Below are 17,455 nucleotides of genomic sequence, written 5' to 3'. Positions count from 1 at the left end.
GTTTCAGGGGCGGGCCGGCGCCAGTGCGGCGAGGCGCGCATCGAGCCAGCGGACGAAGCCGGCGGATGGTGCGGCGTCCACCGCCAGGTACCACCAGTCGGCGCCGGCGAAGGCCCGGCACTTGACCGCGTCCTTCTCCGTCATCACCAGGGGCAGCGGCGGGCTGAACTGCAGCTCGGCGGGCCCGAAGCGGGCGTGATCGGCGAAGGCATGCGGAATCGGGCGCCAGTTTAGCGCCTCGAGCGTGGTGAAGAAACGCTGCGGGTTGCCGATGCCGGCCACCGCGTGCAGGGCCTGGCCGGGCGGGAAATGTTCGAGCCCGACGCGCTCGCCGCTGCGCAGGTTGACCAGCGCCGAGGGGCGCAGGCGGAAGCCGTGGGCACCGTCTGGGCCCTCGTCTGCGCCGTTGTAGAGCACGGCATCGACGCTGGCCAGGCGCTCGGCGGGCTCGCGCAGGGGGCCGGCCGGCAGGCAGCGGCGATTGCCGAGGCCACGGGCGGCGTCGATCAGCACCAGTTCGATGTCCCGCGCCAGGCGGTAATGCTGCAGGCCGTCGTCGCTGAGGATGAGGTCGAAGGGCCCCTCCTCCAGCAGCGCGCGGACGGCGCGGGAGCGGTCGGGGTCGATCACCAGCGGCACGCCGCTGCGCTGGACGATCAGCAGGGGTTCATCACCGGCGACGGCGGCGCTCTGGTCGGCCTCGACCCGCCAGGGCAGGTGCGGCGGCTCGGCGCCGTAGCCCCGGCTGACCACCCCGACGCGCAGGCCGCGCTGCCGGCAGTGCTCGATCAGCCAGAGGATCATCGGGGTCTTGCCGGTGCCGCCGACGGTGATGTTGCCCACCACCATCACCGGGACCGGGGCGCGGTAGATCTCGCCCTCGCCGGCCAGGAAGGCGGCGCGGCGGCGGGCGGCGATGCGGCGGTAGAGGGCCTCGAGCGGGCGCAGCAGGCCCAGTGCGGGATGGCCCCGGTACCAGGCCTCCAGCAGGCGGTCGGAGAAGGCCATCAGGGCTTCTCCGGCTGGGCCTCGACGGTGGTGATGCGCAGCTTGCTGAAGCCCAGCTTGCCGGCGGCATCCATGGCGGTGATCACCGACTGGTGAGTGGTCTTGGCGTCGGCGCTGATGATCATCGGCAGGCTGTTGTCACCACCGGATTCCTTGCCCAGGGCGTTCATCAGGGTGGTGAGGTCGTTCTTCACCAGCACCTGGCCGTTGAGGGCGTACTGCCCGTCGGCGCTGATGCTCAGCTCCAGGGTCTTCTCGGTGGTGGCCTCGGTGGGCGTGCCGCTGACCGCCTCGGGCAGTTCGATCTTCATCTCGCTGGGGCGGCTGAAGGTGGTGGTGACCACGAAGAACAGCAGCAGCACGAAGATGACGTCGATGAACGAGGTCAGGTTGAGGAAGACTTCCTCGCGGGCCACGTTGCCCGCCCGACGGCGGAACTTCACGCTTTGCCTTCCTCTGCGAAGTCCACTTCACGGTCGCCCTGGGTCACTTCCACCAGCTTGATGGCGTCCTGCTCCATGGCCACCACCAGCTCGTCGACACGACGCAGCAGGAAGCGGTGGAAGAACACGGCGGGGATGGCGACCATCAGGCCGGCGGCGGTGGTGATCAGCGCCTTGCCGATACCGCCGGCCAGGGCCGGGGCGTTGGCCATGCCGTTGTCCATGAAGCCGCCGAAGATCTCGATCATGCCGAACACGGTGCCCAGCAGGCCGAGCAGCGGGCCCATGGCGGCGATGGTGCCGAGGGTGTTGAGGTAGCGCTCCAGCTCGTGGATGACGCGGGACGCGGCCTCCTCGATGCACTCCTTCATGATCTCGCGACCGTGCTTGGAGTTGGCCAGGCCTGCGGCGAGCACCTCACCCAGCGGCGAGGAGGCGCGCAGCTCCTTGAGCTTCTGGCTGTTGAGCTGCTTGTCCTTGACCATGCGCCAGACCTGACCCAGCAGTTGCGGCGGTGCGACACGGTTCTTGCGCAGCGTCCAGAGACGCTCGGCGATGATGGCGGTGGCGACCACGGAACTCAGAATGATCGGCAGCATCATCCAGCCGCCTGCTTTGACCAGCTCCCACACGGTGGTAAATCCCCTCGAAAAAAGTCGCGCAACTCTAGCACAGGGCACCCGGCCCGCCGACCGTCGCTGTTCTCATTTTTCCCGCCAGAAACGTGCCTGGCTCCGCAGTCCCGACACCTCGCCGTGGGTGCCCAGGCGAATCAGCAGCGCGCCGGACTCGGCGGTGTCGTAAAGAGCCGCCGGCAGCGCACGGTAACGCGCCAGCACCTGGGGATGGGGATGACCGAAGGCGTTGCGCGCGCCCCGGGAGATCAGCGCCCCGCGCGGCCGCACCGCCTGCAGCAGGCGCGCCGAGGAGGAGCTGCGGCTGCCATGGTGGGGCGCCAGCAGCCAGTCCGCAGCGAGGCGCTCGCCGCTCTCCGCCCAGGCGGCTTCGGCGGCCTGGCCGAGGTCGCCGGTCAGGTGCAGGCGCTCGCCGTTGGCCTCGAGGGTGAGCACGCAGGAGCGATCATTGCTGTCGCGGGCCTCGGGCCAGCGCCAGGTGCGCAGGTGCACGCCATCCCACTCCCACTGGCGGGCTTCGCAGGGCTGGGCGTTGAGGCCGGGCGACAGGCGCTCCACCTCGCCGCTGATCACCCGTGCCACGGACAGGGCACGCACCACCGCCTCGGCCCCGCCGGAATGATCGTTGTCGGCGTGGCTCAGCAGCAGTTCGTCCAGATGCCGTACACCCAGCCCGCGCAGGGCCGGCACCACCACCCGCTCGCCCAGGTCGAAGCCGCCCTGGCGCGGGCCGGCGTCATACAGCAAGGCGTGGTGCTCGGTGAGCACCAGCACCGCCAGGCCCTGCCCCACGTCCAGCACGCGGACATCCGCCGTACCGGGCGCGGGCCGCTGCAGGGGCGGCCAAACCAGCAGCACCAGCAACAGCAGGCCCGGCAGGCGAAACGGCAGCGCCGGCGGCAGGATCAGCAGCAGGCAGCCCAGCAGCACCAGGCCCCAGCTCCAGACCGCCAGTGCAGGCGCCTGCCAGGCCGGCATCGCCTCGGCGACCCAACCCAATAAAAGGAAGAGCCCCTCCAGGGAAAGCCCCGCCAGCCACAGCAGGCCCTCACCCAGGCCGGGCACGGCGTGCAGGGCCGTGCCGGCCAGGGACAGCGGCACCGAGACGAAGCTGACCCAGGGCACCGCCACCAGGTTGGCCACGGGGCCGCTGAGGCTGATGGGCAGGGCAAGGGCCATCAGCGCCGGGGTCAGCGCCAGGCTCAGGGCCCACTGTGCCCGCCACGCGCTGCGCCAGGCCGGCGGGCTGCCCAGGCGCCCGGCGAACACCAGCACCAGCAGCGCCACGGCCGCGAAGGAGAGCCAGAAGCCCGCCTGCAGGGAGGCCAGCGGGTCCACCAGCAGCACGGCGCAGAGCACCGCCAACAACGGCGTGACCACCCCGAGCCGGCGGAAACGCAGGCGCCAGAGCAGCACCAGGGCGGTCATCAGGCAGGCGCGCTGCACCGGTACGTCGAACCCGGCCAGCGCCCCATAGCCGAGGGCGCCGGCCAGAGCCAGCACGCAGGCACAGGGCAGCCAGGGCAGGCGCGTTGGCCAGAGCCCGAGCCGGGCCAGGGCGGCCACGACACCGTAGAGCAGCAGTGCCAGCAGGGAGATGTGCTGCCCGGAGATGACCATCAGGTGGACCGTGCCGGTGTCCTGCAGGTGCCGCCAGTCGCGGCTGCTGAGGCCGGAGCCGTCGCCCAGGACCAACGCGGCGATGGTGCCGTTGCGCCCCCGCGCCTCGGCCCGTTGGATGGCCTGGCGCAGGTCGTCACGCCAGGCACCGGGCCCTTCGGCCGCGTTGATCCGTTCGCCCGCCTTCACCGTGCCGGTGGCGCCGATATGCCGGGCCAGCAGCCAAGCCTCGTAGTCGAAGGTGTGGGGGTTCACCAGGCCACGCGGGCGGCGAAGGGTGACGGCCAGTCGCCAGGTCTCGCCGCTGCGCACCTCCGGCCCGCCGTACCAGGACACCCGCATCCGCCCGGGCAGGCGCAGCCCTTCGATGACGGCGGGCACCAGTTCGAAGCGCACCACGCCGCCCTCCTGCTGCGGCAGGCCGACCACCTGCCCCTGCAGCCAGCGGGTGGTGCCGTCCAGCGCCGGGTCGAGCCGGTCATCGAGGGCGACCTGGGCGCAGTGACAGGCCCAGGCGAAGCCGATCAGGGCAACGCCCAGCGCCCGCGTCCGCCAGGGCAGCAGCACCACGCCGATGCCCGCCAGCCCCAGCAGCAGCCAACCGGGCGGCAGCGCCGGCAGGAAGCGCAGCACCAGCAGCCCGCTGGCCAGGGCCAGCCAGAAACCTCGCATCCCCTGCCCTCCCTGGAGACGATGCGAACCCGAGGCCCGTGGTTGAGCGGGGGCCTCGGGTTCGTTCATTTATCGACACAAACTGTCCCGGCGGTGTCATGAATCGCTATGCATAATGACCGGCGCTTCCGCCCGCCGAGACCGCCGATGCCGCGCCACCTCTTCAAACGCTACATGCCCAACCCGGACACGATCAGGGAGCACAAATCCCTGCGTTTCCTCGGCACGCTGCTGCACGATCCCAACCTCTGGCACCTCAATCGCCATTCCGTCTCGCGGGCGATGGCCATGGGGCTGTTCGCGGCTTTCGTGCCGATCCCGATGCAGATGCTGCTGGCCGCCGGCCTGGCGGTAATGGTGCGGGCCAACATGCCCATCTCGGTGGGGCTGGTGTGGCTGACGAACCCTATCACCATGCCGCCGGTGTTCTATTGCACCTACAAGATGGGGGCCTGGCTGATGGGCGTGGCACCGCGCACGCTGCCGGACTCGCTCACCTGGGAGTGGATCACCCAGGAGCTGTCCACCCTGTGGCAACCCTTCCTGCTGGGCTCGCTGGTCTGCGGTGTGCTGGTGGGGGCGCTGGGCTACGTGCTCACCATGCTTTATTGGCGCTGGTGGGTCGCCCACAGCTGGCGCAAGCGGCAACGTCGCCGCCGCGAGCGCACGGGGGCCTGACACCGGGAAACGAAAACGCCGCATCACTGCGGCGTTTTTTCGTCTGCGGCATCCGGGCGGGGATCACTCGTAGCGCAGGGCCTCGGCCGGGTGGGTCTGGGCGGCACGCCAGGCCGGGTAGAGGGTGGCGAGGAAGCTCATCAGCAAGGCCGCACCACAGACCATCACCACATCGCCCACCTGCAGGTCGGACGGCAGGTAGGCCACGAAGTACACGTCGGAACTGAAGATGTGCAGGCCGGTGGCGCGCTCCAGGGCGGCGATCCAGGTGCTGACGTTGAGCGCCGTGACCACGCCGAGCAGGGTGCCGATCAGGGTGCCGACGCTGCCGATGACGCTGCCCTGGACCATGAACACGGCCATGATCTGCCGGGGCGTGGCGCCCAGGGTGCGGAGGATGGCAATGTCGGCGCGCTTGTCGGAGACCACCATGATCAGCGTGGCGATGATGTTGAAGGCGGCGACGGCGACGATCAGCATCAGCAGCAGGCCGATCATGGTCTTCTCCATCTTCATCGCGCTGAACAGGCTGCCCTGGGTGTGGGTCCAGTCGTCGGCCCGGTAGCCCGCGCCCAGTTGCCGGGCGATCTCGGCGGACACCTGGGGCGCCTGGTACAGGTCCTTGAGGGCGATGCGCACCCGCTGCACGGTGCCTTCCGGCAGGCGCAACACATCGGAGGCGTCGGCGACGTTGACCAGCGCCAGGGTGCTGTCCAGTTCGGCGCCGACCTTGAACACGCCCACCACGTTGAAGCGCTGCATGCGCGGGGTGATGCCGCCCGGGGCGCTGCTCAGCTCGGGGACGATCAGGGTCAGCTTGTCACCCACCGAGAGGCGGAAGCGCCGCGCGGTGATCTCGCCGATGACGATGCCGGACTCGCCGGGGCGCAGGTCCTGCAGCGAGCCCTGCACCATGTGCTGGCCGATGATAGAGACCTTGGGTTCTTCCGCCGGGTCGATGCCGTTGATCTGTACCGGCTGCATCAGCCCCTTGAAGGAGAGCATGCCCTCCAGCTCGGCGAACGGCGCCACGCCGGTGACGCTGCGGTTGCGCGAGGCGGCCTCGGCCACCTGGCGCCAGTCGGCCAGCGGCTCGGGCCCGGACAGGGTGGCGTGGGGCACCATGCCGAGGATGCGCGAGCTCATTTCCTTCTGGAACCCGTTCATCACCGAGAGCACCACGATCATCGCCAGCACGCCCAGCGCCAGCCCGATCATCGAGGTCAGGGAGATGAAGGAGATGAAGTGGTTGCGTCGCTTGGCGCGCACGTAGCGCGCCCCGACGAAGACGGCGAGCGGTCTGAACATGTCAGGCAGCCACCAGCCGGCCGTCTTCCAGGCGCAGCACGCGGTCCATCTGCCGGGCCAGTTGCGGGTCGTGGGTGACCACCAGGAAGGCGGTGCGCGACGACTGGCTCAGCTCCAGCATCAGTTCCTGGATGCCCTGGGCGGTGTGCTGGTCGAGGTTGCCGGTGGGTTCGTCGAGCAGCACCAGCGCCGGGTTGTTGACCAGGGCGCGGGCGATCGCGACGCGCTGGCGCTCGCCACCGGACAGCTCCGCCGGCTTGTGCGACAGGCGATGGCCGAGGCCGACGCGCTCCAGCAGCGCGGTGGCGCGCTGGCGGGCCTCGGTGATCGGTGTGCGGCCGATCAGCAGCGGCATGCAGACGTTCTCCAGGGCGGTGAACTCCGGCAGCAGGTGGTGGAACTGGTAGACGAAGCCGAGGGCACGGTTGCGCAGCAGGCCACGGGCGCGTTCGTTGAGGGCGGACAGCTCTTCGCCGGCCAGCCAGACGCTGCCGGTGGTGGGCACGTCGAGGCCGCCGAGCATGTTCAGCAGGGTGCTCTTGCCGGAGCCGGAGCTGCCGACGATGGCCACGCGCTCGCCGGGGTTCAGCTCCAGTTCGACGCCGCTAAGCACCTGCACGGACTGCGGGCCTTCCTCGTAGCTCTTGGCGATGTTGCGGCAGCTCAGCACCGCGCGGTCTTTCACGTCACTCATAACGAAGCGCCTCAGCAGGCTGGGTGCGGGAGGCACGCCAGGCCGGGTAAAGGGTGGCGAAGAAACTCAGGATCAGGGCAGCGCCGCAGACCAGGACCACGTCCTCCAGCTTGAGCTGGGAGGGCAGGTAGTCGATGAAGTACACCTCGGCGCTTAGGAATTTGTGGCCGATCAGCTGCTCCAGGCCGTCGATGGCGGCGCTGATGTTGAGGGCGGCGAGCACGCCCAGCACACAGCCGATGGCGGTGCCGACCACGCCGATCACCGTGCCCTGGACCATGAAGATGCCCATGATCTGCCCCGGCGTGGCGCCGAGGGTGCGGAGGATGGCGATGTCGCCCTTCTTGTCGGTCACCACCATCACCAGGGTGGAGATGATGTTGAAGGCGGCCACGGCGACGATCAGCAGCAGCAACAGGCCGATCATGGTCTTCTCCATGCCGATGGCCTGGTAGAGGTTGCCGTGGGTGCGGGTCCAGTCGCGGGCGTAGAAGTCCTCGCCCTTGAGCTGGCCGGCGATCTGCCAGGCGATCTGCGGTGCCTGGAACAGGTCGTCCAGCTTGAGCCGCAGGCCCTGCACCTGCTCGGGTTTCCAGCGGTGCAGGCGGGCGGTGTCCTGCAGGTTGGTCAGCGCCAGGAAGCCGTCCAGTTCACCGGCGCCGACATGGAACAGGCCGACCACGGTGAAGCGCTTCATGCGCGGGAAGACCCCGGCCGGCGTCACCGAGACCTCGGGCAGCACGATGGTGACCTTGTCGCCCATCTTCACGCCCAGCTTGGCGGCGGCACGGTCGCCGATGACGATGCCGAACTCGCCCGGGCGCAGGTCCTGGATACTGCCCTGCTGCATGAAGTTGCCAATGATCGACACGGCGCCTTCGAGGTCCGGGTCCACCGCATTCACCAGCACCTTCTGCACCTGGCCATTGCTGGTCAGCAGGCCCTGCATCTGGATGTAGGGCGCCACGGCGGCGACGCCCGGCTGCTGCCGGACCTGCTCGGCGAGGGCCTGCCAGTCATTGATCGGCACGGCGGATTCGATGGTGGCGTGGGGCACCATGCCCAGCACGCGTTCGCGCATCTCCCGGTCGAAGCCGTTCATCACGGACAGCACGAGGATCATCACCAGCACGCCGAGGGCGAGGCCGATCATGGAAGTCAGGGAGATGAACGAGACGAAGTAACTGCGACGCTTGGCGCGCGTGTAACGGGCGCCGATGAACAGGGGCAGCGGTCTGAACATAGAAAAAAGGTTCGCTTGCGAAGAAAGGAACGTCCTTGTGGCGGGGCCCGGCGAGCAGCTTTACACTCTGACCACCCCTGCAGCCATGGGTTCGCCATGTCGATACAAGACGCAGATGACCGCCGCGAATACTACCGTATCGAAGATACGATCGCACTGGAATTCATGCCGCTTTCCAGTGCCCAGGCGCAGGCTGGCGAAGCCCTCCAAGACCCGTCCCCGCTGTTCAACCTGCTCAGCGACCTGCACCTGATGGACTTCGAGTCCCAGCACCTGTTGCGCCACATCGCCGAGCGCGACCGTACCCTGGCCAGCTACCTGAAGGTGATAAACAAGCGCATCGACCTGCTGGGCCAGGCGGTGGCCCAGAGCCTGATGCGCGACATCGGCCCGCCCCGGCAGGTGACGCTGTCCGAGGGTGGCGTGGGCTTCGTCACCGCACAGCCGTTGGATCAGGGCACCCACCTGGCGATCAAGATGGTACTGATGCCCCAGGCGCTCGGCCTGCTGTTGCGTGCGGTGGTGATCCACTGCAAGCCGCGCGAGGACGGCCAGTACGAACTGGGTACCGAATTCGAAGCGCTGACTGACGCACAGCGCCAGTTGCTGGCCCGGCATATCCTGCAGAAACAGGCCCAGGCCCGTCGCCTGGCCCGCCAACGCCCGCCTTCAGGATGAATCCATGTCGCGTCTGCTGCTCCTGCTCTGCCTCGCCCTGCCCCTCCCCGTCCTCGCTGACACCCTGGAAATCCCGCTGGGCCAGCAAGGCGACAGCGGCACCCCGCTGCCTGCGCGCGGTGAGTCGCAGCGCGCCGTGTTGGAGCGTTTCGGCCTCCCGGACGAGGAGCACCCGGCGGTGGGCAAGCCGCCGATCGCCCGCTGGGACTACCGTGAGTTCTCCGTCTATTTCGAGAGCGGCCGCGTGATCGACAGCGTCCGCCACCACCAACCCCGCAACCCCGAGGTTTCCCAGTGACCCTGATCTACGGCCATCGCGGCGCCAAGGGCGAATGCCCGGAAAACACCATGGCCAGCTTCCAGCAGTGCCTGTCCCACGGCGTCAAGCGTTGCGAGCTGGACCTGCACCTGTCCCGCGACGGCGAGCTGATGGTGATCCACGACCCGACCCTCAAGCGCACCACCGGCCGCCGCGGCAAGGTGGTGGAGCATGACGCCGAGGAGCTGGTGAAGTACGACGCGCGCCTGGGCGGCCCGGGCTGGGTCAGCCCCTGCCCCATCCCGCGCCTGTCCGAGCTGTTCGAGCGCTGCGACTTCGAGCACTGGCAACTGGAGGTGAAGAGCGCCTCCCGCGTGCGCGCCGCGCGTACCGTGCTGGCGATCCAGGAACTGGCCGAGCGCTACGGGCTGATGGACAAGGTGACGGTCACCTCCAGCTCCCGCGAGGTGCTGCGCGCGCTGAACCGGCTGACGCCGAAACTCTCCCGTGGGCTGGTGGCGGAATATGCCTGGCTCGACCCGCTCAAGGTCGCCGCCCACCACGGCTGCGACCTGCTGGCGCTGAACTGGACCCTGTGCACCCCGGAGCGCCTGCTGCGCGCCCAGAAGCAGGGGCTGCACGTATCGGTGTGGACGGTGAACGAGCCGGCCCTGATGCGCCGCCTGGCGGACTTCGGTGTCGACAGCATCATCACCGACTTCCCCGGCGTGGCGGTGAGTACGCTGCCGCGTTGAATACCCTGGCCCCGTGCTGAACGTAAGGCCTGGGCAGGCGGTGGGCTGAAGCCCACCCTACGGCGAACGGCAGAAACGAAAAAACCGGCCACCTGGGCCGGTTTTTTCATGGGCGCTGCCTGATCAGAAGCTCTCGCGATTAGGCCAATGCCAGTTGGCCGGATCCCCGAGAGGGTCCTCCCCGGCCGGTTCAGGCGCCCGGCCGGTGCCGCTCAAAAAAGCCGGTTGAGGCCGTCGAACGCCGCCACCCGATAGGCTTCCGCCATGGTCGGGTAGTTGAAGGTGGTGTTGATGAAGTACTTGATGGTATTCGCCTCACCCTTCTGGTTCATGATCGCCTGGCCGATGTGGACGATCTCCGAGGCCTGGTAGCCGAAGCAGTGCACGCCGAGCACTTCCAGGGTCTCGCGGTGGAACAGGATCTTCAGCATGCCCACGGGCTCAACGGCGATCTGCGCGCGGGCCATGCCCTTGAAGAAGGCCTTGCCGACTTCGTAGGGGATCTTGGCCTGGGTCAGCTCCTTCTCGTTCTTACCGATGGAGCTGATCTCGGGGATGGTGTAGATGCCGGTGGGCACGTCGTCGACGAAGCGCCAGCTGTCGTTCTCCACGGCGCTGCCAGCGGCGGAGCGGCCCTGGTCGGCGGCGGCACTGGCCAGGCTCGGCCAGCCGATCACGTCACCGGCGGCGTAGACGTTGCTGACTTCGGTGCGGTAGTGCTCGTCAACGCTGATCTGGCCACGACTGTTGACCTTGATGCCGATGTTCTCCAGGCCCAGGCGGTCGGTGTTGCCGGTACGGCCGTTGCACCACAGCAGGCAGTCGGCCTTGATCTTCTTGCCGGACTTCAGGTGCAGGACCACGCCGTTGTCCACCCCTTCGATGCGCTCGTACTCCTCGTTGTGGCGGATGAGCACATTGTTGTTGCGCAGGTGGTAGCTGAGGGCGTCGGAGATCTCGTCGTCGAGGAAGCTGAGCAGCTGGTCGCGGTTGTCGATCAGGTCCACCAGTACGCCCAGGCCGCTGAAGATGGAGGCGTATTCGCTGCCGATCACCCCGGCTCCGTAGATGATGATCCGGCGCGGGGTGTGGGTCAGGCTGAGGATGGTGTCGCTGTCGTAGATGCGCGGGTGGGTGAAGTCGACGTCCGCCGGGCGGTAAGGGCGCGAACCGGTGGCGACGATGATCTGCTTGGCCACCAGGCGCTCCACCACGCCGTTCAGGCACACCACTTCGATGGTCTGCTCGTCATGGAAGCTGCCGGTGCCGAAGAAGGTGTCGATGCGGTTGCGGGCGTAGTAGCCGGTGCGCGAGGCCACCTGCTTGGCGATGACCTTCTCAGCGCTCTTGAGCACGTCGGGGAAGGAGAACCAACGCGGCTCGCCGATCTGGCGGAACATCGGGTTGGTGTTGAACTGCATGATCTGTCGGACGGAGTGACGCAGGGCCTTGGAAGGGATGGTGCCCAGGTGGGTGCAGTTGCCGCCGACTTCGCGGCGGCTGTCCACCACGGCGACCTTGCGGCCCGCCTTGGCGGCGTTCATTGCCGCACCCTCACCCGCCGGGCCGGAACCCAGCACCACGATGTCGTAGTTGTAGACAGCCATGCTTACTCCTCATACACGGACCGGGGATCGTCAGCGCCCCCGGCAGGGCCACGGCACCAGCGGCCGTGGCAATTCGAATTCGGCGCGCAGCTTAGTCACACTGCATGGCGCTGCACATTAGCGCTTGGTCGCGTCGTAGGCGAGTTCCGCGTCCACTACATCGCCAGCGCGATTCACCTCTTCGCACTTTTCGCGATTGCCGCCACAGATCGAGCATTCCTTCTCGATCCCCAGGTTGGCGATGCCGCCGCAGGAACCGGCGATGGGCTTGCGCCCCATGATCACGCCGATGGCCATGCCCAGCACCACCAGCAGCATGATCAGGAAGACCAGTAGCCAGGTCATGTTCAGTGCGCCTCCGTGGGGAACAGTTGCTCGAAGCGGCGGCTGCCGCGGGTGGCGAAGCCCGTGCCTTCACGGGTGACGAAGAACGCCGCGATGTCGTGGCGGTCGGCAAACGCCAGGCCGGCCTCGGGACCGAGCACCATCAACAGCGTAGACAGTCCATCGGCACGCAGGGCCGACGGGTCGATGACCGTGACCGCTGCCAGGTGATGGGTGATGGGTGCGCCGCTGGTGGGATCGAGGGTGTGAGAATACCGCTGTCCACCCCGTTCGAAGTAGTTGCGATAGTCGCCTGAGGTGGAAATGCCCATGTCCTGCAATGCAACAATCTTCTGCGCCACCTGGCGGTCGTCGCGCGGTGCCTCGATGGCCACGCGCCAGGGGCTGCCGTCGGGCTTGTGGCCGACGGCCTTCATTTCCCCGGTGATTTCCACCAAGGAACTGGTCACGCCCAGCTCGCCCAGCCGCGCGCTGACGCGATCCACGGCATAGCCGGCGGCGATGGCGTTGAAGTCCAGTTGAACGGCGGCGTCCTTGCACAGTTGGTCGCCCTGGCGCTTGAGGTGCTGGTGGCCGACATCGGCCCGGGCCGCGGCGATGGCCTCGGCGCTGGGCACCTGGTCCCCGCGCGACTGCGGGCCGAAGCCCCAGAGGTTGAGCAGCGGCTCCAGGGTCATGTCGAAGGCGCCGTCGCTCTGTGCGGACAGGCTGTCGCCAAAGGCCACCAGCTCCAGCATGGGCGCCGGCAGGGCCATGCAGCTGCCCGCCGGCAGGGCGTTGAAACGCTCCACGTCGGAGTCGGCGCGGTAGGTGGACATCTGCCGGTCGATCTCGGCGAGGATGCCCTCCACTTCGCCCCGCGCCTGCTCCACGGAGGGCCCGGACGCGCTGCGCACGTACCTCACCGAGTAGCTGCTGCCCATGGTCGGGCCGCCGAACTGCTCCAGGGAGTCGCCGCATCCGGCCAAGAGAACGCTGGCCGAAAGCAGCAGGGCGAAGGGTCTAACCACCGAAATCATCCAGCAGGATGTTCTCGCGCTCGACGCCCAGGTCCAGCAGCATCTTGATCACGGCGGCGTTCATCATCGGCGGGCCGCACATGTAGAACTCGCAGTCCTCGGGGGCCGGGTGGTCCTTGAGGTAGTTCTCGAACAGCACGTTGTGGATGAAGCCGGTGTAGCCGGTCCAGTTGTCCTCGGGCTGCGGGTCGGACAGCGCCAGGTGCCACTGGAAGTTGGGGTTCTCGGCGGCCAGCTGGTCGTACTCCTCGGTGTAGAAGGCTTCACGCAGGGAGCGCGCGCCGTACCAGAAGCTGATCTTGCGCTGGGAGCCCAGGCGCTTGAGCTGGTCGAAGATGTGCGAGCGCATGGGCGCCATGCCCGCGCCGCCACCGATGAAGACCATCTCGGCCTGGGTCTCCTTGGCGAAGAACTCGCCGAAGGGGCCATACACGGTGACCTTGTCGCCCGGCTTGAGGTTGAACACCCAGGAGGACATCTTGCCCGGCGGGATCTCGTCCTTGCCCGGCGGCGGCGAGGCCACGCGGATGTTGAACTTCACGATGCCCTTCTCATCCGGGTAGTTGGCCATGGAGTAGGCGCGGATGACGGTCTCGTCGACCCTGGAAACGTACTTCCAGAGGTTGAACTTGTCCCAGTCGGCCCGGTACTCGGGCTGGATGTCGAAGTCCTTGTAGTGCACCTCGTGGGGCGGGCACTCCAGCTGGACGTAGCCACCGGCGCGGAAATCGACGCTCTCCCCTTCCGGCAGGCGCAGGGTCAGCTCCTTGATGAAGGTGGCGACGTTGGGGTTGGACTCCACCGTGCATTCCCACTTCTTCACCCCGAAGACCTCTTCGGGCACCTCAATGTGCATGTCCTGCTTCACCGGGGTCTGGCAGGACAGGCGCCAGCCTTCCTTCGCCTGGCGGCGGGTGAAGTGGGACTCCTCGGTGGGCAGCATCTCGCCGCCGCCGCTCTCCACCACGCACTTGCACTGGGCGCAGGTACCGCCGCCGCCGCAGGCCGAGGAGAGGAAGATGTTCTGCGCCGCCAGGGTCTGCAGCAGCTTGCCGCCGGCCGGGACGGTGATGGTGCGCTCGCGGTTGATCACGATGTTCACGTCGCCGCTGGACACCAGCTTGGCGCGGGCGGCGAGGATGATCACCACCAGCGCGAGGACGATGGCGGTGAACATGCCAATGGCGAGGAAGATTTCGAAACTCGGCATGTCGTCTCCTTACAGCTGGACGCCCGAAAAGGACATGAAGCCCAGCGACATCAGGCCGATGGTGATGAAGGTGATGCCCAGGCCCTGCAGGCCCTCGGGTACATCGCTGTACTTGAGCTTCTCGCGGATGCCGGCGAGCAGCGCGATGGCCAGGGCCCAGGAGAAGCCGGAACCGACGCCGTAGACCACGCTCTCACCCAGGTTGTAGTCGCGCTCCACCATGAACAGCGAGCCGGCCATGATGGCGCAGTTCACCGTGATCAGCGGCAGGAACACGCCGAGGGCGTTGTAGAGCGAGGGCACGTACTTGTCGAGCAGCATCTCGAGGATCTGCACGATGGCGGCGATCACCCCGATGTAGCTGAGCAGGCCGAGGAACGACAGGTCCACGTCCGGCAGGCCGGCCCAGGCCAGTGCGCCGTCCTTGAGCAGGAGGGTGTAGAGCAGGTTGTTGGCCGGCACGGTGATGGCCTGCACCACGATCACGGCGATGCCGAGGCCGATGGCGGTTTCCACCTTCTTGGAAATGGCGATGAAGGTGCACATGCCGAGAAAGAAGGCCAGGGCCATGTTCTCGACGAACACCGCCTTCACGAACAGGCTGATGTAGTGCTCCATCAGTAGGCCTCCTTGTTGGATACCTGGGGCGCGATCTTGAAGGACGGCGCTTCCTTCTGCTCGGTCTTCCAGCTGCGCAGGGCCCAGATGATCAGGCCGATGAGGAAGAAGGCCGAGGGCGGCAGCAGCAACAGGCCGTTGGGCTGGTACCAGCCGCCGTCGTTGATCACCGGGAGGATCTCGTAGCCCAGCAGCTTGCCGGAGCCGAACAGCTCGCGGATCACGCCGAGGACGATGAGCATGGCGCTGTAGCCCAGGCCGTTGCCGATGCCGTCGAAGAACGACAGCACGGGCGGATTGGCCATGGCGAAGGCTTCGGCGCGGCCCATCACGATGCAGTTGGTGATGATCAGGCCGACGAATACCGAGAGCTGCTTGGACAGGCTGAAGGCATAGGCCTTGAGCACCTGGTCGACCACGATGACCAGCGAGGCGATGATCACCATCTGCACGATCATGCGGATCGAGCTGGGGATCTGGCTGCGGATCATCGAGATGAACAGGTTGGAGAAGCCGGTCACCAGCGTCAGGGCGATGGACATCACCAGCGCGGTCTTCAGGTTGGAGGTGACCGCCAGGGCCGAGCAGATGCCGAGGATCTGCAGGCCGATGGGGTTGTTGTGCAGGATCGGGTCCAGCAGGACCGAGCGGATCGTGGGTTGCGCCATGTTCATGCCTCCCCGTTGTTCAGCTTGGCCAGGAAGGGGCCGAAGCCGTTCTTGCCGAGCCAGAAATGCAGCAGGTTGTTGACGCCCTTGCTGGTCAGCGTGGCGCCGGCCAGGCCGTCGACCTGGTGGCTGGCGTTGGGCGAGCCGGGCTCGACACTGCCCTTGATGATCTGGATGGCCAGCTGGCCCTGCTCATCGAACAGGCTCTTGCCGTTCCACAGCGCCTTCCATTTCGGGTTGTCCACCTCGCCGCCGAGGCCGGGCGTCTCGCCATGCTGGTAGAAGCCCAGGCCGACCACGGTATTGAGGTCGCCCTTGAGGGCGAGGAAGCCGTACAGGGTCGACCACAGGCCGTAGCCGCGCACCGGCAGGATCAGGGTGTCCAGCTTGCCGTCCTTCTCCACCAGGTAGACGGTGGTGAAGCGCTCGCGGCGCTTGATGGAGGCAATGTCCTGGTCACCCGGCAGGGCGTCGGAGAGCTTCGGGTCCTTGGCGGCCTTCAGCGGGTCGAAGCCGGCGGCCTGGATGGCGTCGCTGTACTCGCCGCTGGAGAGGTCCACCACCTTGGCGGTGATGCGCTCGGCATAGAGCGCCTTCACGTCGCTGGCGGACATGCCCGGCTGGCCGAGGCCGGCGATGGAGAGGATGCTGCGCTGCTTGTCCAGCTCGCGGTTCTCCACCTGCACCGGCTTGAGGGCCACCGCCCCGCCAGCAACGAAGATGGAGCACACCAGGCAGACCACCAGGGCCACCAGCAGGGTGCGGATCGTGGATTCCTTCTGGTTAGCCATGGCGTGCCAGCCTCCGCTTGATGTTGGCCTGGACGACGAAGTGGTCGATCAGCGGTGCACAGAGGTTGGCGAAGAGGATCGCCAGCATCATGCCCTCCGGGAAGGCGGGGTTGACCACGCGGATCAGCACCACCATCAGGCCGATCAGCGCGCCGAACAGCCACTTGCCGGTGTTGGTCATGGAGGCGGACACCGGGTCGGTGGCCATGAACATCATGCCGAAGGCGAAGCCGCCGAGGACCAGGTGCCAGTACCAGGGCATGGCGAACATCGGGTTGGTGTCGGAACCGATGGCGTTGAACAGCGTGCTGGTGACGATCATGCCCAGCATCACGCCGGCGACGATGCGCCAGGCGGCGATGCGGGTCAGCAGCAGCACGCCGCCGCCGATGAAGATGGCCAGGGTGCTGGTCTCGCCGATGGAGCCGTGAATGGTGCCGAGGAAGGCGTCCATCCAGGTGATGCCATGACCGACGATGTTCTCCACGCCACCGGCAGCGCCCAGGCTCAGGGAAGTGGCGCCGGCGAAGCCGTCCACCGCCGTCCACACGGCGTCACCGGAAATCTGCGCCGGATAGGCGAAGAACAGGAAGGCACGGCCCACCAGGGCGGGGTTGAGGAAGTTCTTGCCGGTGCCGCCGAACACTTCCTTGCCCAACACCACGCCGAAGCTGATGCCCAGGGCCACCTGCCACAGCGGGATGCTCGGCGGCAGGGTGAGGGCGAAGAGCACGGAGGTGACGAAGAAGCCTTCGTTCACTTCATGGCGGCGGATGGCGGCGAACAGCACTTCCCAGAAGCCGCCGACGATGAAGGTCACGGCGTAGATGGGCAGGAACCAGGCGGCGCCCTGGATGACGTTGTCCCACAGGCTGTTGGGGTCGAAACCCGCCAGGCTGCCGATCAGCGCGAAGCGCCAGCCGTCCTGGGCGGCCAGCAGGTCCGGGCTCTGGGCGAACACCAAGTTGGCCTGGTAGCCGACGTTCCACATGCCGAAGAACATTGCCGGGAAGGTGCAGAGCCACACGGTGATCATCATGCGCTTGAGGTCGATGCCATCGCGCACGTGGGCCGTGGTACGGGTGACGTTGGCCGGCCGGTAGAAGAAGGTGTCGATCGCTTCGTACAGGGCGTACCACTTCTCGAAGCGGCCACCCTGTTCGAAGTTGTGCTCGATCCGGTCGAGGAATTTGCGCAGGCCCAT

At 67.4% G+C, this 17,455-nt stretch carries 19 protein-coding genes; 4 read left to right on the top strand and 15 right to left on the bottom strand.

Annotated features, from left to right (window positions below):
- Positions 1-3: 3 nt before the first annotated feature.
- From lpxK to RTK35_RS21690, 4 genes are all read right to left on the bottom strand, one after another.
- Positions 4-1,008 carry a tetraacyldisaccharide 4'-kinase gene (lpxK, locus tag RTK35_RS21705; RefSeq protein WP_074968647.1) on the bottom strand — a complete coding sequence of 335 codons (1,005 nt, stop codon included), beginning with the start codon at positions 1,006-1,008 and terminating at the stop codon, positions 4-6.
- Positions 1,008-1,451 (bottom strand): ExbD/TolR family protein, encoded by a 444-nt coding sequence (locus RTK35_RS21700; protein WP_044404945.1) that lies wholly within the window; start codon positions 1,449-1,451, stop codon positions 1,008-1,010. Before RTK35_RS21700 ends, lpxK begins: the two co-directional genes overlap by 1 nt.
- On the bottom strand, positions 1,448-2,083 hold the full coding sequence (locus tag RTK35_RS21695; protein ID WP_044404948.1) for a MotA/TolQ/ExbB proton channel family protein: 636 nt from the start codon (positions 2,081-2,083) through the stop codon (positions 1,448-1,450). The genes RTK35_RS21700 and RTK35_RS21695 overlap by 4 nt, the downstream gene beginning before the upstream one ends.
- Positions 2,084-2,155: 72 nt before the next feature.
- Entirely contained in the window at positions 2,156-4,378 is a 2,223-nt protein-coding gene (locus RTK35_RS21690; protein ID WP_316908964.1) for a DNA internalization-related competence protein ComEC/Rec2, read from the bottom strand.
- Positions 4,379-4,525: 147 nt separating this feature from the next.
- Between RTK35_RS21690 and RTK35_RS21685 the strand changes: the two genes are divergently transcribed.
- The gene (locus RTK35_RS21685; protein WP_044404954.1) at positions 4,526-5,056 is read left to right on the top strand and encodes a DUF2062 domain-containing protein; all 531 of its coding nucleotides are present in this window, start codon (positions 4,526-4,528) and stop codon (positions 5,054-5,056) included.
- 63 nt (positions 5,057-5,119) lie between these two features.
- Here RTK35_RS21685 and RTK35_RS21680 read toward each other — a convergent pair whose 3' ends face one another.
- From RTK35_RS21680 to RTK35_RS21670, 3 genes are read right to left on the bottom strand one after another with little or no spacing between them, the layout of a single operon-like run.
- The gene (locus tag RTK35_RS21680; protein WP_316908963.1) at positions 5,120-6,364 is read right to left on the bottom strand and encodes a lipoprotein-releasing ABC transporter permease subunit; all 1,245 of its coding nucleotides are present in this window, start codon (positions 6,362-6,364) and stop codon (positions 5,120-5,122) included.
- Position 6,365: 1 nt separating this feature from the next.
- Positions 6,366-7,049, bottom strand: coding sequence for a lipoprotein-releasing ABC transporter ATP-binding protein LolD (gene lolD / locus RTK35_RS21675; RefSeq protein ID WP_305834966.1), 684 nt, complete (start codon positions 7,047-7,049; stop codon positions 6,366-6,368).
- A 1-nt stretch (position 7,050) separates the two neighbouring features.
- Positions 7,051-8,301: a lipoprotein-releasing ABC transporter permease subunit gene (locus RTK35_RS21670; protein WP_316908962.1), complete on the bottom strand. Its 1,251-nt coding sequence runs from the start codon at positions 8,299-8,301 to the stop codon at positions 7,051-7,053.
- A gap of 96 nt (positions 8,302-8,397) precedes the next feature.
- Here RTK35_RS21670 and RTK35_RS21665 point away from each other — a divergent pair, with 96 nt between their 5' ends.
- From RTK35_RS21665 to RTK35_RS21655, 3 genes are read left to right on the top strand one after another with little or no spacing between them, the layout of a single operon-like run.
- Positions 8,398-8,979, top strand: a complete 582-nt coding sequence (locus RTK35_RS21665; protein WP_236214169.1) for a PilZ domain-containing protein — start codon at positions 8,398-8,400, stop codon at positions 8,977-8,979.
- A gap of 4 nt (positions 8,980-8,983) precedes the next feature.
- Positions 8,984-9,277 (top strand): phosphodiesterase, encoded by a 294-nt coding sequence (locus RTK35_RS21660; RefSeq protein WP_107328902.1) that lies wholly within the window; start codon positions 8,984-8,986, stop codon positions 9,275-9,277.
- The gene (locus RTK35_RS21655; RefSeq protein WP_316908961.1) at positions 9,274-9,993 is read left to right on the top strand and encodes a glycerophosphodiester phosphodiesterase; all 720 of its coding nucleotides are present in this window, start codon (positions 9,274-9,276) and stop codon (positions 9,991-9,993) included. The genes RTK35_RS21660 and RTK35_RS21655 overlap by 4 nt, the downstream gene beginning before the upstream one ends.
- A 212-nt stretch (positions 9,994-10,205) precedes the next feature.
- Here the strand turns inward: RTK35_RS21655 and sthA are convergent, their stop codons facing one another.
- The 8 genes from sthA to RTK35_RS21615 all read right to left on the bottom strand — a co-directional run bounded on the left by sthA (position 10,206) and on the right by RTK35_RS21615 (position 17,455).
- Positions 10,206-11,600, bottom strand: coding sequence for a Si-specific NAD(P)(+) transhydrogenase (gene sthA / locus RTK35_RS21650; RefSeq protein WP_044404974.1), 1,395 nt, complete (start codon positions 11,598-11,600; stop codon positions 10,206-10,208).
- Positions 11,601-11,717: 117 nt separating this feature from the next.
- Positions 11,718-11,945 (bottom strand): (Na+)-NQR maturation NqrM, encoded by a 228-nt coding sequence (nqrM, locus tag RTK35_RS21645; protein ID WP_044404977.1) that lies wholly within the window; start codon positions 11,943-11,945, stop codon positions 11,718-11,720.
- Between the two features lie 2 nt (positions 11,946-11,947).
- A complete protein-coding gene (locus RTK35_RS21640; RefSeq protein ID WP_316908960.1) occupies positions 11,948-12,964 on the bottom strand; it encodes an FAD:protein FMN transferase in 1,017 nt (338 codons plus the stop codon).
- A complete protein-coding gene (gene nqrF / locus RTK35_RS21635; protein WP_074968631.1) occupies positions 12,948-14,174 on the bottom strand; it encodes an NADH:ubiquinone reductase (Na(+)-transporting) subunit F in 1,227 nt (408 codons plus the stop codon). The genes RTK35_RS21640 and nqrF overlap by 17 nt, the downstream gene beginning before the upstream one ends.
- A gap of 9 nt (positions 14,175-14,183) precedes the next feature.
- The gene (gene nqrE / locus RTK35_RS21630; protein WP_021219522.1) at positions 14,184-14,792 is read right to left on the bottom strand and encodes an NADH:ubiquinone reductase (Na(+)-transporting) subunit E; all 609 of its coding nucleotides are present in this window, start codon (positions 14,790-14,792) and stop codon (positions 14,184-14,186) included.
- Positions 14,792-15,466 carry an NADH:ubiquinone reductase (Na(+)-transporting) subunit D gene (locus tag RTK35_RS21625; RefSeq protein WP_172433032.1) on the bottom strand — a complete coding sequence of 225 codons (675 nt, stop codon included), beginning with the start codon at positions 15,464-15,466 and terminating at the stop codon, positions 14,792-14,794. The genes nqrE and RTK35_RS21625 overlap by 1 nt, the downstream gene beginning before the upstream one ends.
- Positions 15,463-16,251 carry a Na(+)-translocating NADH-quinone reductase subunit C gene (locus RTK35_RS21620; RefSeq protein ID WP_316908959.1) on the bottom strand — a complete coding sequence of 263 codons (789 nt, stop codon included), beginning with the start codon at positions 16,249-16,251 and terminating at the stop codon, positions 15,463-15,465. Before RTK35_RS21620 ends, RTK35_RS21625 begins: the two co-directional genes overlap by 4 nt.
- The gene (locus RTK35_RS21615) at positions 16,244-17,455 is read right to left on the bottom strand and encodes an NADH:ubiquinone reductase (Na(+)-transporting) subunit B (protein ID WP_316908958.1); all 1,212 of its coding nucleotides are present in this window, start codon (positions 17,453-17,455) and stop codon (positions 16,244-16,246) included. The genes RTK35_RS21620 and RTK35_RS21615 overlap by 8 nt, the downstream gene beginning before the upstream one ends.

It is taken from the genome of Pseudomonas sp. zfem003, from assembly GCF_032621675.1.
Classification (GTDB): Bacteria; Pseudomonadota; Gammaproteobacteria; order Pseudomonadales; family Pseudomonadaceae; genus Metapseudomonas; species Metapseudomonas otitidis.
This window is presented reverse-complemented; position numbering and strand designations above follow the sequence as displayed.

Bases quoted from the DNA above. Each gene is read 5' to 3' on its own strand.
- RTK35_RS21690 (WP_316908964.1), bottom strand. From the start codon at position 4,378: ATGCGAGGTTTCTGGCTGGCCCTGGCCAGCGGGCTGCTGGTGCTGCGC.
- RTK35_RS21615 (WP_316908958.1), bottom strand. From the start codon at position 17,455: ATGGGCCTGCGCAAATTCCTCGACCGGATCGAGCACAACTTCGAACAG.
- RTK35_RS21685 (WP_044404954.1), top strand. From the start codon at position 4,526: ATGCCGCGCCACCTCTTCAAACGCTACATGCCCAACCCGGACACGATC.
- RTK35_RS21680 (WP_316908963.1), bottom strand. From the start codon at position 6,364: ATGTTCAGACCGCTCGCCGTCTTCGTCGGGGCGCGCTACGTGCGCGCC.
- RTK35_RS21665 (WP_236214169.1), top strand. From the start codon at position 8,398: ATGTCGATACAAGACGCAGATGACCGCCGCGAATACTACCGTATCGAA.
- nqrE (WP_021219522.1), bottom strand. From the start codon at position 14,792: ATGGAGCACTACATCAGCCTGTTCGTGAAGGCGGTGTTCGTCGAGAAC.
- RTK35_RS21625 (WP_172433032.1), bottom strand. From the start codon at position 15,466: ATGAACATGGCGCAACCCACGATCCGCTCGGTCCTGCTGGACCCGATC.
- nqrF (WP_074968631.1), bottom strand. From the start codon at position 14,174: ATGCCGAGTTTCGAAATCTTCCTCGCCATTGGCATGTTCACCGCCATC.
- nqrM (WP_044404977.1), bottom strand. From the start codon at position 11,945: ATGACCTGGCTACTGGTCTTCCTGATCATGCTGCTGGTGGTGCTGGGC.
- RTK35_RS21670 (WP_316908962.1), bottom strand. From the start codon at position 8,301: ATGTTCAGACCGCTGCCCCTGTTCATCGGCGCCCGTTACACGCGCGCC.
- RTK35_RS21640 (WP_316908960.1), bottom strand. From the start codon at position 12,964: ATGATTTCGGTGGTTAGACCCTTCGCCCTGCTGCTTTCGGCCAGCGTT.
- RTK35_RS21620 (WP_316908959.1), bottom strand. From the start codon at position 16,251: ATGGCTAACCAGAAGGAATCCACGATCCGCACCCTGCTGGTGGCCCTG.
- RTK35_RS21660 (WP_107328902.1), top strand. From the start codon at position 8,984: ATGTCGCGTCTGCTGCTCCTGCTCTGCCTCGCCCTGCCCCTCCCCGTC.
- lpxK (WP_074968647.1), bottom strand. From the start codon at position 1,008: ATGGCCTTCTCCGACCGCCTGCTGGAGGCCTGGTACCGGGGCCATCCC.
- sthA (WP_044404974.1), bottom strand. From the start codon at position 11,600: ATGGCTGTCTACAACTACGACATCGTGGTGCTGGGTTCCGGCCCGGCG.